Genomic DNA, 12687 nt, shown 5'->3' on the forward strand with positions numbered 1-12687 from the left:
CGCAAAGCGTGGGAACGATCTACGGAACTGAGCAATGACCCAACCCACCCCCTGCTACCACTGCGCCCTACCCGTCCCCTCCGGCAGTCGGTTCACCGCCCAGATCCTCGGCGAACGCCGTGAGCTCTGCTGCCCGGGCTGCCAGGCCGTGGCCGAGGCGATAGTGGCCGGCGGGCTGGAAAGCTATTACCAACACCGCAGCGAAGCCTCGGCCAACCCCGAGGCGCTGCCCGTGCAGTTGGTGGACGAGCTGGCGCTGTACGACCGCGCCGATGTGCAAAAACCCTTTGTACGCCATCAGGGCGAGCTGGCCGAAACCACCCTGCTGATGGAAGGCATCAGTTGCGCCGCCTGCGGCTGGTTGATCGAGAAACACCTGCGCAGCCTGCCTGCCGTGGCCGAAGCGCGACTGAACCTGTCCAACCACCGCCTGCACGTGCGCTGGGCCGATGGGCAATTGCCGTTGAGCCAACTGCTCAGCGAGCTGCGCCATATCGGTTACGCCGCCCATCCTTATCAGGCCGACCGCGCAGCCGAACAATTGGCCAGCGAGAATCGACTGGCCCTGCGACAACTGGGAGTCGCCGGCTTGCTGTGGTTCCAGGCCATGATGGCAACCATGGCCACTTGGCCGGAATTCAATATCGACCTGAGCCCGGAATTGCACGTCATCCTGCGCTGGGTTGCGATGTTTCTGACAACGCCCATCGTGTTCTACAGCTGCGCGCCCTTCTTCAAAGGCGCCCTGCGTGACTTGCGCACACGCCACCTGACCATGGACGTCTCGGTGTCCCTGGCGATTGGCGGCGCGTACCTGGCCGGCATCTGGACCGCGATCACTGGCGTAGGCGAGTTGTATTTCGATGCCGTGGGCATGTTTGCCCTGTTCCTGCTGGCCGGGCGCTACCTTGAGCGCCGCGCCCGGGAGCGCACTGCCGCAGCCACCGCCCAACTGGTCAACCTGTTGCCCGCCTCCTGCCTGCGCCTCAAAGACGATGGCCAGAGCGAGCGCATCCTGCTTAGCGAATTGGCGCTGGGTGATCGCGTGCTGGTACACCCCGGCTCCGTACTGCCGGCGGATGGCGTGATTCTCGACGGCCAATCCAGCATCGATGAATCCCTGCTGACCGGCGAGTACCTGCCGCAACCTCGGCGCACGGGCGACAACGTCACGGCCGGCACGCTGAATGTCGAAGGCGCGCTGACCGTCCAAGTGCGCGCATTGGGCCATGACACGCGCTTGTCTGCCATCGTGCGCCTACTGGAGCGCGCCCAGGCCGAGAAGCCGCGCCTGGCACAGATTGCCGACCGCGCTGCGCAGTGGTTCTTGTTGTGCTCGCTGATCGCCGCCGCGCTGATCGGCCTGCTGTGGTGGGAGCTGGACCCGTCGCGGGCGTTCTGGATTGTGCTGGCGATGCTGGTGGCGACCTGTCCGTGCGCTCTGTCCCTGGCCACGCCCACCGCGCTCACCGCCGCCACCGGCACCTTGCACAGTCTCGGGTTGCTGCTGACCCGCGGCCATGTGCTTGAGGGCCTGAACCAGGTTGATACGGTGATTTTCGACAAGACCGGCACCCTCACCGAAGGGCGCCTGGCGTTGCGCGCCATTCGGCCCTTGAGTGCGCTGGACAGCGACCAATGCCTGGGCCTGGCCGCCGCCCTGGAGAACCGTTCCGAACACCCGATTGCCCGTGCCTTCGGCCGTGCGCCGCTGGCCGCCGATGAAGTGCTGAGCACCCCAGGCCTGGGCCTGGAAGGTCGTGTGGGCGAACGTTTGTTGCGCATCGGCCAGCCGGGTTTTGTCTGTGAACTCAGTGGCTGTGCGATTCCCGCCTCACCGGACGAAGCCGGGCAATGGCTGCTGCTGGGCGACCGCAGCGGGGCGCTGGCCTGGTTCGTACTCGACGACCGTCTGCGCAGCGACGCCCCCGCCTTGCTGGCCGCATGCAAGGCGCGGGGCTGGCGCACGCTGTTGCTCTCCGGCGACAGTTCGCCGATGGTGGCCAGTGTCGCCTCTGAGCTGGGTATCGACGAAGCCCACGGCAGCCTGCGCCCTGACGACAAGCTGAAGGTACTGCAAAACCTGCACAAAGAAGGTCGCAAAGTGCTGATGCTTGGCGATGGAGTCAATGATGTGCCGGTGCTGGCCGCCGCTGATATCAGCGTGGCGATGGGCTCGGCCACGGACCTGGCGAAAACCAGCGCCGATGCGGTGCTGTTGTCCAACCGCCTGGATGCGCTGGTGCAGGCCTTCAGCCTGGCGCGGCGCACTCGCCGAGTGATCATCGAGAACCTGTTGTGGGCCGGGTTGTACAATGGGCTTATGCTGCCGTTTGCGGCCCTGGGTTGGATCACTCCGATCTGGGCGGCGATCGGCATGTCCCTCAGTTCGTTGACCGTGGTGCTCAACGCGTTGCGCCTCACTCGCCTGCCGAGCGCGCAAGCCTCGGGCACCGCCCCAGTAACCCGCCCGCTGCCGGCCTGAGCCGCGTGGGCATGGAGTACAGATGCCAGCTCTCTATGTAATGATTCCGGCGGCACTGCTGTTAGTGGGCGTGGCCATCTACATCTTCTTCTGGGCCGTGGACAGCGGCCAGTACGAAGACCTCGATGGCCCGGCCCACAGCGTGCTGTTCGACGACCAGGACCCGAACCACCTGGCCGCCATCGATGAAGCCAACAACCCTGAGCAAGCGCCCAAAGAGCCGCCCCATGCTTGAGCTGGCGCCCTTGCTGGTCTCGGCGCTGATCCTAGGCCTGCTTGGCGGCGGCCATTGCCTGGGCATGTGCGGCGGACTGATGGGCGCGCTGACCCTGGCGATCCCCAAGGAACAGCGCAGCCGCCGTTTTCGCCTGCTGCTGGCATACAACCTGGGGCGCATCCTCAGCTATGCCACCGCCGGTTTATTGATCGGCCTGGCCGGTTGGGCGGTGGCCAACAGCCCCGCGGCGATGTTCATGCGAGTGCTTGCCGGGCTGCTGCTGATCTGCATGGGCCTGTACCTGGCCGGCTGGTGGAGCGGCCTCACCCGTATCGAAAGCCTGGGACGCGGCCTGTGGCGGCATCTGCAGCCGGTGGCCAACCGTTTGCTGCCGGTGTCCAGCCTGCCCCGTGCCTTGCTGCTAGGCGCGCTGTGGGGCTGGTTGCCGTGCGGGCTCGTCTACAGCACCCTGCTATGGGCGGCGAGCCAGGGCAATGCACTGGACAGCGCCTTGCTGATGCTGGCGTTCGGGCTGGGCACCTGGCCGGTGCTACTGGCCACCGGGCTGGCCGCCGAACGGGTGACGGCGTTATTGCGCAAGCGCAGCGTGCGGGTGACCGGTGGGGTGCTGGTGATGATCTTCGGCCTCTGGACCTTGCCCGGCCCCCATCAGCACTGGCTAATGGGGCATTAACAGGCCCTGTGGCATAGCGCCGCTCCCCGTTGATGCAAATCAAGATGCCTGCACCGCCCTCCCCCTAGACTCGGCCCACTAGCCAATCCGGGGGACCGCCCGCATGCTCGACGCCATTCGTTGGGACACAGATCTGATTCACCGCTACGACTTGGCGGGACCGCGCTACACGTCCTACCCCACCGCCGTACAATTTGACAGCCAGGTCGGCACCTTCGACCTGCTCCACGCCCTGCGTGACAGCCGCAAGGCCGTAAGGCCACTGTCGCTGTATGTGCATGTGCCGTTCTGCGCCAACATTTGTTACTACTGCGCCTGCAACAAGGTGATCACCAAGGACCGTGGCCGCGCCCAGGCCTACCTGCAGCGCCTGGAGCAGGAAATCCAGCTGGTGGCCTGCCACCTCGACCCGCAGCAGCCCGTGGAGCAACTGCATTTGGGCGGCGGTACGCCCACATTTCTCAGCCACGATGAACTGCGCCAGGTGATGAAATGCCTGCGCCAGCATTTCAATTTGCTGGATGACGATTCGGGCGACTACGGCATCGAAATCGACCCACGCGAAGCCGACTGGGCCACCATGGGCCTGCTACGCGAACTGGGCTTTAACCGCGTGAGCATCGGCCTGCAAGACCTCGACCCCGAGGTGCAACGGGCGGTCAACCGCCTGCAAAGCCTGGAAGAAACCCGCGCCGTGATCGATGCAGCGCGCACCTTGCAATTTCGCTCGATCAATATCGACCTGATCTACGGCCTGCCCAAGCAGTCGCCGTTGAACTTTGCGCGCACCGTGGAAGAAGTCATCCGCTTACAGCCTGACCGCCTGTCCGTGTTCAACTACGCGCACCTGCCGGAACGCTTCATGCCCCAACGGCGGATCAACACTGACGAGCTGCCCTCACCAGCGGAAAAACTGCTGATGCTGCAAACCACCATCGAACAACTGACCCAAGCCGGTTACCGCTACATCGGCATGGACCACTTTGCCCTGCCGGACGACGAATTGGCCGTCGCCCAGGAAGAAGGCAAACTGCAGCGCAACTTCCAGGGTTACACCACCCACGGGCACTGCGACTTGATTGGGCTGGGGGTGTCAGCGATCAGTCAGATCGGCGACCTGTATTGCCAGAACAGCAGTGATCTGAACCAGTACCAGAATGCCTTGGCGGGTGCGCAATTGGCGACCAGCCGCGGCCTGGTCTGCACTACGGACGACCGGTTGCGACGGGCTGTAATCCAGCAGTTGATCTGCAATTTCAGCCTGGCATTCGAGGGGATCGAACAGGCGTACAACATCGATTTTCGCGGCTATTTTGCCGAGTTATGGCCGCAGCTGGAAACGATGGCCGCCGACGGCCTGATCGAGTTGGACGCCCAGGGCATTCGTGTGCTCCCGGCCGGGCGCTTGCTGGTGCGTTCAGTGTGCATGGTGTTCGATGCCTACCTGGAGCACCAGAACAGGCAACGATTTTCGCGGGTCATCTAGACGTACTTACTTCATGGCCAGGCTGGCAGCCTTGACTGCATCACCGGCACTCATGTCTTTCATCGCCTTGGTCAGGGACGCCTGGGCGCTGGTCAAGCTGGCTTGCAGTGCGCTCAACGCTGACTGCAGCCCGGAGAGTCGGGCACGGGCCTGTTCTGGGCTGAGATTTCTGTCGGCCATTACCGCAGCCATCTCGGCTTGTTTCTCGACAATCTGCTTTTTGATCTCACGAATCATCTTGAGCAGATTCTTGACGTTGTCCGCCAGGCCGCTGTCGTCGATGTCACTGTTTGTGGCTTTTTCCGCCGCAGCAGCTTTCATCGCGGCGCCGGAGATGGTCACCGAAACGGCAGGCTTGGCTTCGTCGGTCGTCGGGATCGCGGCAACATCCGGTTCGGCAGCTTTCTTGGGTTCGGGCAGTGCCTGGATCTGAGTGCGCGAAGCGAGTTGAGCAGTGAGGGCTAACATGGTCTGAGCCGCCGTATTTGTAGTCGATAGCAGTACTATCGGCGGTTTTAGCCAAATCTTTATATACCGGTCGGTTTTTTGTACACGCTGGCCTCCGTGCCCCCCAGTGCGTTACCCTTACGTCTTATGTGTGTTTTCCCACAAGGATTTAAGAAATGTCCGAGCCAGTCAAACTGCGCGCTCACAGCCAGGCCCATTGCAAGGATTGCAGCCTGGCTCCCCTCTGCCTGCCACTTTCATTGAATCTGGAAGACATGGATGCGCTGGACGACATCGTCAAACGCGGCCGCCCGCTGAAAAAAGGCGAGTTTCTGTTTCGCCAGGGCGACAAGTTTGATTCCGTCTATGCAGTACGCTCTGGCGCGTTGAAGACCTTCAGCCTCAGCGACGGCGGCGAAGAGCAAATCACCGGTTTCCACCTGCCAAGCGAGTTGGTCGGGCTGTCGGGGATGGACACCGAGATTCACCCGGTGTCGGCCCAGGCCCTGGAAACCACCTCGGTGTGCGAAATCCCATTCGAGCGCCTGGATGAACTGGCCCTGCAACTGCCGCAATTGCGCCGCCAATTGATGCGCGTGATGAGCCGCGAGATTCGTGACGACCAGCAAATGATGCTGCTGCTGTCGAAGAAAACCGCCGATGAGCGCATTGCCACCTTCCTGGTCAACCTGTCGGCGCGCTTTCGCGCCCGTGGGTTCTCGGCCAACCAGTTCCGCCTGAGCATGTCGCGCAATGAGATCGGTAATTACCTGGGCCTGGCGGTTGAGACCGTGTCCCGCGTGTTTACTCGTTTCCAGCAGAACCAGTTGATCGCCGCCGAGGGCAAAGAGGTGCATATCCTCGACCCGATCCAGCTGTGTGCATTGGCTGGCGGTTCCCTGGAGGTCTGATCCAGGCTGCGGCCGCGCCAATCGGCGAGGCCGCAGGTATACTTCGAGTCCGTTTTCCGCTCTGGACTCCTCGACGATGACTTTTGATTCGTTCGACATCAAATCCCTGATTCGCCCCGTCATCGACTTCCCCAAGCCTGGGGTGATCTTCCGTGACATCACGCCGCTGTTCCAATCGCCCCGCGCCCTGCGCCTGGTGGCCGACAGCTTTGCCCAACGCTATGTCGAAGCCGACTTCACCCATATCGGTGCGATGGATGCCCGTGGCTTCCTGATCGGCTCGATCATCGCCTACCAGCTCAACAAGCCGCTCATCCTGTTTCGCAAGCAAGGCAAGCTGCCGGCGGACGTGCTGGCCGAGGGTTACCAGACCGAGTACGGCGAAGCCTTCCTGGAAGTGCACGCCGACAGCCTGTGCGAAGGCGATTCGGTGCTGATGTTCGATGACCTGATCGCCACCGGCGGCACCCTGATTGCTGCAGCGAACCTGGTGCGGCGCATGGGGGCAAAGATTTTTGAGGCTGCGGCGATTATTGATTTGCCAGAGCTGGGTGGCTCGCAGCGCTTGGCAGACATGGGGATTCCGACGTTTTGCCTGACGCAATTTGGGCTGACTGAGAGATAAGGGTCGTCAGTACTGCCGTCATCGCGGGCAAGCCCGGCTCCCACCTTGGAATGCATTCCCCTGTGGGAGCTGGGCTTGCCCGCGATGAGGCCCGAAAGAACACCCCGGTTTACAACCCCATCTGTTTACTGATGATTTCATTCATCACTTCACGCGTCCCGCCACCAATCGACAGAATCCGGTTATCGCGATAAAGCCGTTCCACCAGGCTGCCACGCATATACCCCTGCCCCCCCAATATTTGCACCGCGTCATACGTCACCCGATCAGCGGTATCGGTGGCCAGGTTCTTGGCCATGGAAATCTCTTTGATCACGCTCTTGCCAGCGGCCATCTTCGCGGCCTGGCGATAGGTGAACTCGCGGGAAACCTCCACGGCGGTAGCCATTTCCGCCAGGCGATGCTTGAGCACCTGGAATTTGCCGATGGGTTTGCCGAATGCTTCGCGCTGGGCGGCCCACTGGAGGCTTTCCTCCAAGGCCAGTTGCGCGGTCATGTTGGCCATGAGGGCCAAGGCCAGGCGCTCGCTCTGGAAGTTGCCCATGATGCAGGCAAAGCCCATGTTCTCGACACCGATGAGATTGCCCACAGGCACGCGGCAATCGTCGAAGAACAACTCGGCGGTGTCCGACGCCCACCAGCCCATCTTCTTCAGCGGCTGGCCGACGGTGAAACCCGGGATGCCCTTTTCGATCAGCAGCAGGCTGATACCGCCAAAGCCCGGCCCACCTGTGCGCACGGCCACGGTGTAGAAATCAGCGCGAATGCCGCTGGTGATAAAGGTCTTGGCGCCGCTCACGCGGTAATGCTCGCCTTCACGTACGGCGCGGGTTTGCAGGTTGGCTACATCCGAGCCGCCGCTGGGCTCGGTGACCGCCAGGGCGATGATCTTCTCGCCGGCGAGCACCAGAGGCGCTATGCGCTCACGCACGTCGGGCCGGGCCCATTTGACGATGGGCGGCAGGCCAATATCCAGGGAGCCGAGCCCGGCCACCACGCCACCGGAGCCGCAGCGCATCAGCTCTTCGCTGGCGGCGACCTTGGCGAACAGATCGCCTTCGTGGCTGCCACCCAGCGCCTCGGGGTAGCCGATGCCCAGAACGCCCGCCGCACCGGCCTTGAGGTAAAGCTCGCGGGGAAAACTTTCCGCTTCCTCCCATTGCTCGATGCCGGGCAACATCTCGCGTTCGACGAAGCGGCGCACGCTGTCGCGGACCAATTGGTGGCTGGGATCGAAGTATTCCTGAAAGGCAGACATCGGCAAGCTCCATGGCGGGATGGAGCGAACTTACCAAGCGCTTGCTTGGTTATCAAGCCGAATACATTTTTTACCGTCACACAAAACCAATGTGGGAGCCGGGCTTGCCCGCGATGTAGACGCCTCGGTTTTTCAGGTACACCGTGGTGATGCTATCGCAGCGATGCGGCGACCCGACAAGCCAGCTCCCACATTGGGACTGCAGTGGGTTTTAAAGCGCGATCGGCTTTCGGCCTGCGAACGAGTGCGCCAGGGTGCCGCCGTCCACCAATTCCAGCTCGCCACCCAACGGTACGCCATGGGCGATCCGTGAAGTAATCAAACCTTTATTGGTCAGCAACTGAGCGATGTAGTGCGCCGTGGCTTCACCTTCCACCGTCGGGTTGGTCGCCAGGATCACTTCAGTAAAGGTGCCCTGCTCTTCGATTCGCGCCACCAGTTGTGGAATACCGATGGCTTCCGGCCCCAGGCCATCGAGCGGCGACAGGTGGCCCTTGAGCACGAAGTAACGCCCGCGGTAACCGGTCTGCTCCACGGCGTACACATCCATCGGCCCTTCCACCACGCACAGCAACGTGTCGTCGCGACGCGGGTCGGCGCATTGCGGGCAGAGTTCTTCTTCGGTAAGGGTGCGGCACTGGCGGCAATGGCCCACACCTTCCATGGCCTGGCTCAGGGCCTGGGCCAGGCGAGTGCCGCCGCTGCGATCACGCTCCAGCAGTTGCAGCGCCATGCGCTGGGCAGTTTTCTGGCCGACGCCGGGCAAAGTGCGCAAGGCGTCGATCAGTTGGCGAATCAGGGGGCTGAAGCTCATGGGCGAAGGGTCCGACAAAACAACGAGACGCGGTTTATACCCGCGCCCCGGATTAGCGTCAAATACTCAATCCTGCGCGACGCGCACCACCAACTTGCCGAAGTTGCGCCCTTCGAGCAGGCCGATAAAGGCTTCGGGCGCCTGCTCCAGGCCATCGACCACGTCCTCGCGGAACTTGATCTTGCCCTCGCGCACCCAAGGCGCCATAGCGCTGAGGAACTCCGGCTGGCGGTCGCCATAGTCGTCGAACACAATAAAGCCCTGGATCCGCACCCGCTTGGTCAGCAAGGTGCGTTGCAGCGCCGGCAAACGGTTAGGGCCGCTGGGCGCTTCATGGGCGTTATAGCCGGCGATCAACCCGCACAGCGGCACGCGCGCCTTGGGGTTGAGCAAAGGCAGCACAGCATCGAAGACTTTACCGCCGACGTTTTCAAAGTAGATGTCCACGCCTTTGAAGCAGGCCAGGGCCAGTTCATGGGCAAAGTCTTCGCTCTTGTGGTCGATACAGGCGTCAAAGCCCAACTCATCCACCACATAGCGGCATTTGTCCGCGCCACCGGCGATGCCCACCACGCGCAAGCCCTTGAGCTTGGCCACCTGGCCCACCACCGACCCCACCGCGCCCGACGCAGCCGCCACCACCAGGGTTTCCCCGGCCTTGGGCTGGCCGATATCCATCAGGCCCATATAGGCCGTCATGCCCGGCATACCCAGTACGCCCAGGGCCATCGACGGACTCGGCAGACCCTTGGGCAGCGGGATCAGGTTATGGCCTTCGCAAATGCAGTGGCTTTGCCAGCCAGTGGCGCCGACCACCAGGTCGCCCACTTCGAATTTCGGGTTGCGCGATTGCTCGACACGGCTGACAGCCCCACCGGTCATCACTTCACCGATTTCCACGGGTGCGGCGTAGGACGGCGCGTCACTCATGCGTCCACGCATGTAGGGGTCCAAAGACAGGTACAGGGTCTTGAGCAGCACCTGGCCGTCTGCCAGGTCCGGCAGGCTGACACGTTCCAGGCGAAAGTTTTCCGGCGTGGGTGCGCCTTGAGGGCGTGAGACCAGAACGATGCGTTGGTTGAGCGTCATTTCTTGAGGCATCAGCGGGGCTCCTTTATCGGTGAGTGGTTTCAACGGTATAGGGTGCAGACCATCGGTGAAGGCTTGGGGTTCGATGTTTCGACCGGCGAAAAAAATGCCAGGCACGATGCCTGGCATTTGAGTCTAGCTAAAGCGTGTATCAGAACGGCAGTTTCATGCCCGGTGGCAGTTGCATGCCAGCGGTCACGCCGGACATTTTGTCCTGGCTGTTGGCTTCGATCTTGCGCACAGCGTCGTTGACGGCTGCGGCGAACAGCGCTTCGAGCATTTCCAGGTCATCTTCACCCACGCCCGGCAATACGCTTGGGTCGATGCTGACACGCTTGATGTCGTGACGACCGGTCATCACCACGCTGACCATATCGCCACCGGCTTTACCGGTGACTTCGGCGTTGGCCAGCTCTTCCTGCATCTTGGCCATTTTTTCCTGCATCTGCTGCGCCTGCTTCATCAGGCCGGCCATGCCACCTTTCATCATGGGAATCACCTCAAAAGTACGTGGATCAATGAATAGCCCGGTGTCATGACGCTTGGGGCACCGGGGCTTCGACAGGTTCAATAGTATCGTGGCGGACGACCGCACCGAACTGTTGCATCATTTGTTGGATAAGCGGATCTGCGTGGATCGAATCCTCAGCCTCGCGCTGGCGGTTAAGGCGCCGACGGGTCGCGGCCTGGGCCGGCGTTTCCTGCTCGGGCTTGATCAGCTCGATGGCAATGGTCAGCGTGCGCCCATGGTACTGGTTGAGCGCATCGTTGAGCCGGCGCTGCTGGGTGGCGTTGAACAAGGCGCTATGGGCCGGGTCCAGGTGCAGCAGCCAGTGGTCGCCTTCGATGGAAATCAGGGTGCAGTTGGCGGCGATACTGCCGGTCATGCCGGAGATCGGCAATTTCGGAAACAATTCCAGCCATTGCAGGGCCAGACCGGTAGCCGGGGCCGCGGCAGGTTCTGCCTCGGGCTCGGGCGCCGGTTCCGCGGTGTGCTCGCTGGCCAGTTCGTCCAGGTAGCTGTAGGCCGAATCCATGTCCGGCTCGATGTAGTCTTCGTCCAGCGGCGGTTCGTCATCCAGGTCAATGCCCGGCGTGGCCGCGTCGACCTGGGCGACCGTCGGTTCAGGAACGGGCGCCGATACCCACTCAGGGGCATCCGGCACCACGCTGTCCGGAGTCGGCGTAGGCATCGGCGTCAGCTCGGGTTGCTCGCCGGTGGTTTCCAGCACGGGCTCCACGGCGGGCTGTTGCTCGGGCTCTACTTGCGCTTCGACCGGGTCATTCCAGGGCAAGTCGACCACGGGTTCGGGCTCGGGCTCAATGACCGGCTCGGGCTCGACCACCGGTGCGACGGCAACCGGCGCAGGTTCAGACTCAGGTGCCGGCGCAACCGGCTCAGGCACAGCAACCGCAGGCGCTGCAACTACTGGCGCGACAACGGCCGCCCCAGCCACGGGTTTGGCGGAATCAACTGTGGCCTGGCTGATCCCCACTGGCTTTAGCGGCTGTCTCGGTGCGTCTGCCGAATCTGCCGGCCGGAACGCCAGCATGCGCAGCAGCACCATTTCAAAGCCACCCCGCGGGTCGGGTGCCAGGGGCAAGTCGCGGCGACCGATCAGGCCCATCTGGTAGTAGAACTGCACGTCTTCGGCCGGCAAGGCCTGGGCCAGGGCCAATACGCGATCACGGTCGCCATGACCGTTGTCCACGCCTTCCGGCAGGGCCTGGGCGATGGCGACGCGGTGCAATACGTTGAGGATTTCCGAAAGCACGCCATTCCAATCCGGGCCTTGCTCCGACAGGTGGCGCACCGCTTCGAGCAACGCCTTGGCGTCACCCTCGATCAGCGCGTGCAGCACGTCGAACACCTGGCCGTGGTCCAGGGTACCGAGCATGGCGCGCACGTCGGCGGCCATGACCTTGCCTTCACCAAACGCGATGGCCTGGTCGGTGAGGCTCATGGCATCGCGCATCGAACCATCGGCGGCACGGCCCAGCAACCACAGCGCGTCGTCTTCGAACGGTACGTTCTCGACGCCCAGCACGTGGGTCAAATGCTCGACCACACGCTCGGGGGTCATGTTTTTCAGGGAGAACTGCAGGCACCGCGACAAAATCGTTGCCGGAAGTTTCTGCGGGTCGGTGGTGGCCAGGATGAATTTGACGTAGGGCGGCGGCTCTTCCAGGGTTTTCAACAAGGCGTTGAAGGAGTGGCTGGACAGCATGTGCACTTCGTCGATCAGGTAGACCTTGAAGCGGCCACGGCTCGGCGCGTACTGCACGTTGTCCAGCAGTTCGCGGGTGTCTTCGACCTTGGTACGACTCGCAGCGTCGATCTCGATCAGGTCGACGAAACGCCCTTCGTCGATCTCACGGCACACCGAACAGGTGCCACAAGGCGTCGAGGTAATACCGGTTTCACAATTCAGGCATTTGGCGATGATGCGCGCAATCGTGGTCTTGCCCACCCCGCGCGTACCGGTGAACAGGTAGGCGTGGTGCAGCCGTTGGCTGTCCAAGGCATTGATCAGAGCCTTGAGCACATGGGTCTGGCCGACCATTTCGCGGAACGAGCGCGGGCGCCATTTACGTGCAAGAACCTGATAACTCATCGAAAACCGTCGCAACTGGGAAGCAGAAGCCGGTAATGCTAGCGGA

General features: G+C 62.6%; 12 protein-coding genes. 6 read left to right on the forward strand and 6 right to left on the reverse strand.

Going from position 1 to position 12687, the window contains the following annotated elements; all coding sequences use genetic code 11:
• Positions 1–34 precede the first annotated feature (34 nt).
• The 4 genes from AB9N64_RS09860 to hemN all read left to right on the forward strand — a co-directional run bounded on the left by AB9N64_RS09860 (position 35) and on the right by hemN (position 4882).
• Positions 35–2485, forward strand: coding sequence for a heavy metal translocating P-type ATPase (locus AB9N64_RS09860; RefSeq protein WP_019820491.1), 2451 nt, complete (start codon positions 35–37; stop codon positions 2483–2485).
• 22 nt (positions 2486–2507) lie between these two features.
• Positions 2508–2720, forward strand: coding sequence for a cbb3-type cytochrome oxidase assembly protein CcoS (gene ccoS, locus AB9N64_RS09865; RefSeq protein ID WP_014719448.1), 213 nt, complete (start codon positions 2508–2510; stop codon positions 2718–2720).
• Positions 2713–3396 carry a sulfite exporter TauE/SafE family protein gene (locus tag AB9N64_RS09870; RefSeq protein WP_014719449.1) on the forward strand — a complete coding sequence of 228 codons (684 nt, stop codon included), beginning with the start codon at positions 2713–2715 and terminating at the stop codon, positions 3394–3396. The genes ccoS and AB9N64_RS09870 overlap by 8 nt, the downstream gene beginning before the upstream one ends.
• Positions 3397–3499: 103 nt before the next feature.
• Positions 3500–4882, forward strand: a complete 1383-nt coding sequence (gene hemN, locus AB9N64_RS09875; RefSeq protein ID WP_371360222.1) for an oxygen-independent coproporphyrinogen III oxidase — start codon at positions 3500–3502, stop codon at positions 4880–4882.
• Between the two features lie 6 nt (positions 4883–4888).
• On the opposite strand, the gene AB9N64_RS09880 is transcribed toward hemN, so the two are convergent.
• Entirely contained in the window at positions 4889–5350 is a 462-nt protein-coding gene (locus AB9N64_RS09880) for a hypothetical protein (RefSeq protein ID WP_371360224.1), read from the reverse strand.
• A gap of 155 nt (positions 5351–5505) precedes the next feature.
• Between AB9N64_RS09880 and fnr the strand changes: the two genes are divergently transcribed.
• Positions 5506–6240 (forward strand): fumarate/nitrate reduction transcriptional regulator Fnr, encoded by a 735-nt coding sequence (fnr, locus tag AB9N64_RS09885; RefSeq protein WP_005790290.1) that lies wholly within the window; start codon positions 5506–5508, stop codon positions 6238–6240.
• 76 nt (positions 6241–6316) lie between these two features.
• Complete coding sequence (locus tag AB9N64_RS09890; RefSeq protein WP_003193191.1) at positions 6317–6865, forward strand: adenine phosphoribosyltransferase; 549 nt, start codon at positions 6317–6319, stop codon at positions 6863–6865.
• A gap of 109 nt (positions 6866–6974) precedes the next feature.
• Here AB9N64_RS09890 and AB9N64_RS09895 read toward each other — a convergent pair whose 3' ends face one another.
• The 5 genes from AB9N64_RS09895 to dnaX form a co-directional block, all read right to left on the reverse strand.
• Positions 6975–8123 (reverse strand): acyl-CoA dehydrogenase family protein, encoded by a 1149-nt coding sequence (locus AB9N64_RS09895; protein ID WP_014719452.1) that lies wholly within the window; start codon positions 8121–8123, stop codon positions 6975–6977.
• Between the two features lie 211 nt (positions 8124–8334).
• Positions 8335–8937, reverse strand: a complete 603-nt coding sequence (recR, locus tag AB9N64_RS09900; protein WP_014719453.1) for a recombination mediator RecR — start codon at positions 8935–8937, stop codon at positions 8335–8337.
• Positions 8938–9003: 66 nt separating this feature from the next.
• Entirely contained in the window at positions 9004–10038 is a 1035-nt protein-coding gene (locus tag AB9N64_RS09905) for an NADP-dependent oxidoreductase (RefSeq protein ID WP_371360225.1), read from the reverse strand.
• A gap of 139 nt (positions 10039–10177) precedes the next feature.
• A complete protein-coding gene (locus tag AB9N64_RS09910) occupies positions 10178–10516 on the reverse strand; it encodes a YbaB/EbfC family nucleoid-associated protein (RefSeq protein ID WP_003193199.1) in 339 nt (112 codons plus the stop codon).
• Between the two features lie 43 nt (positions 10517–10559).
• Entirely contained in the window at positions 10560–12641 is a 2082-nt protein-coding gene (gene dnaX, locus AB9N64_RS09915) for a DNA polymerase III subunit gamma/tau (RefSeq protein ID WP_106111341.1), read from the reverse strand.
• Between the last annotated feature and the right edge of the window lie 46 nt (positions 12642–12687).

Origin of the sequence: Pseudomonas sp. KT_2_4, assembly GCF_041410225.1 — a bacterium.
Classification (GTDB): Bacteria; Pseudomonadota; Gammaproteobacteria; order Pseudomonadales; family Pseudomonadaceae; genus Aquipseudomonas; species Aquipseudomonas paracarnis.

Coding starts and splice junctions, on each gene's coding strand:
- AB9N64_RS09860 (WP_019820491.1), top strand. CDS start 35: ATGACCCAACCCACCCCCTGCTACCACTGCGCCCTACCCGTCCCCTCC.
- ccoS (WP_014719448.1), top strand. CDS start 2,508: ATGCCAGCTCTCTATGTAATGATTCCGGCGGCACTGCTGTTAGTGGGC.
- AB9N64_RS09870 (WP_014719449.1), top strand. CDS start 2,713: ATGCTTGAGCTGGCGCCCTTGCTGGTCTCGGCGCTGATCCTAGGCCTG.
- hemN (WP_371360222.1), top strand. CDS start 3,500: ATGCTCGACGCCATTCGTTGGGACACAGATCTGATTCACCGCTACGAC.
- AB9N64_RS09880 (WP_371360224.1), bottom strand. CDS start 5,350: ATGTTAGCCCTCACTGCTCAACTCGCTTCGCGCACTCAGATCCAGGCA.
- fnr (WP_005790290.1), top strand. CDS start 5,506: ATGTCCGAGCCAGTCAAACTGCGCGCTCACAGCCAGGCCCATTGCAAG.
- AB9N64_RS09890 (WP_003193191.1), top strand. CDS start 6,317: ATGACTTTTGATTCGTTCGACATCAAATCCCTGATTCGCCCCGTCATC.
- AB9N64_RS09895 (WP_014719452.1), bottom strand. CDS start 8,123: ATGTCTGCCTTTCAGGAATACTTCGATCCCAGCCACCAATTGGTCCGC.
- recR (WP_014719453.1), bottom strand. CDS start 8,937: ATGAGCTTCAGCCCCCTGATTCGCCAACTGATCGACGCCTTGCGCACT.
- AB9N64_RS09905 (WP_371360225.1), bottom strand. CDS start 10,038: ATGCCTCAAGAAATGACGCTCAACCAACGCATCGTTCTGGTCTCACGC.
- AB9N64_RS09910 (WP_003193199.1), bottom strand. CDS start 10,516: ATGATGAAAGGTGGCATGGCCGGCCTGATGAAGCAGGCGCAGCAGATG.
- dnaX (WP_106111341.1), bottom strand. CDS start 12,641: ATGAGTTATCAGGTTCTTGCACGTAAATGGCGCCCGCGCTCGTTCCGC.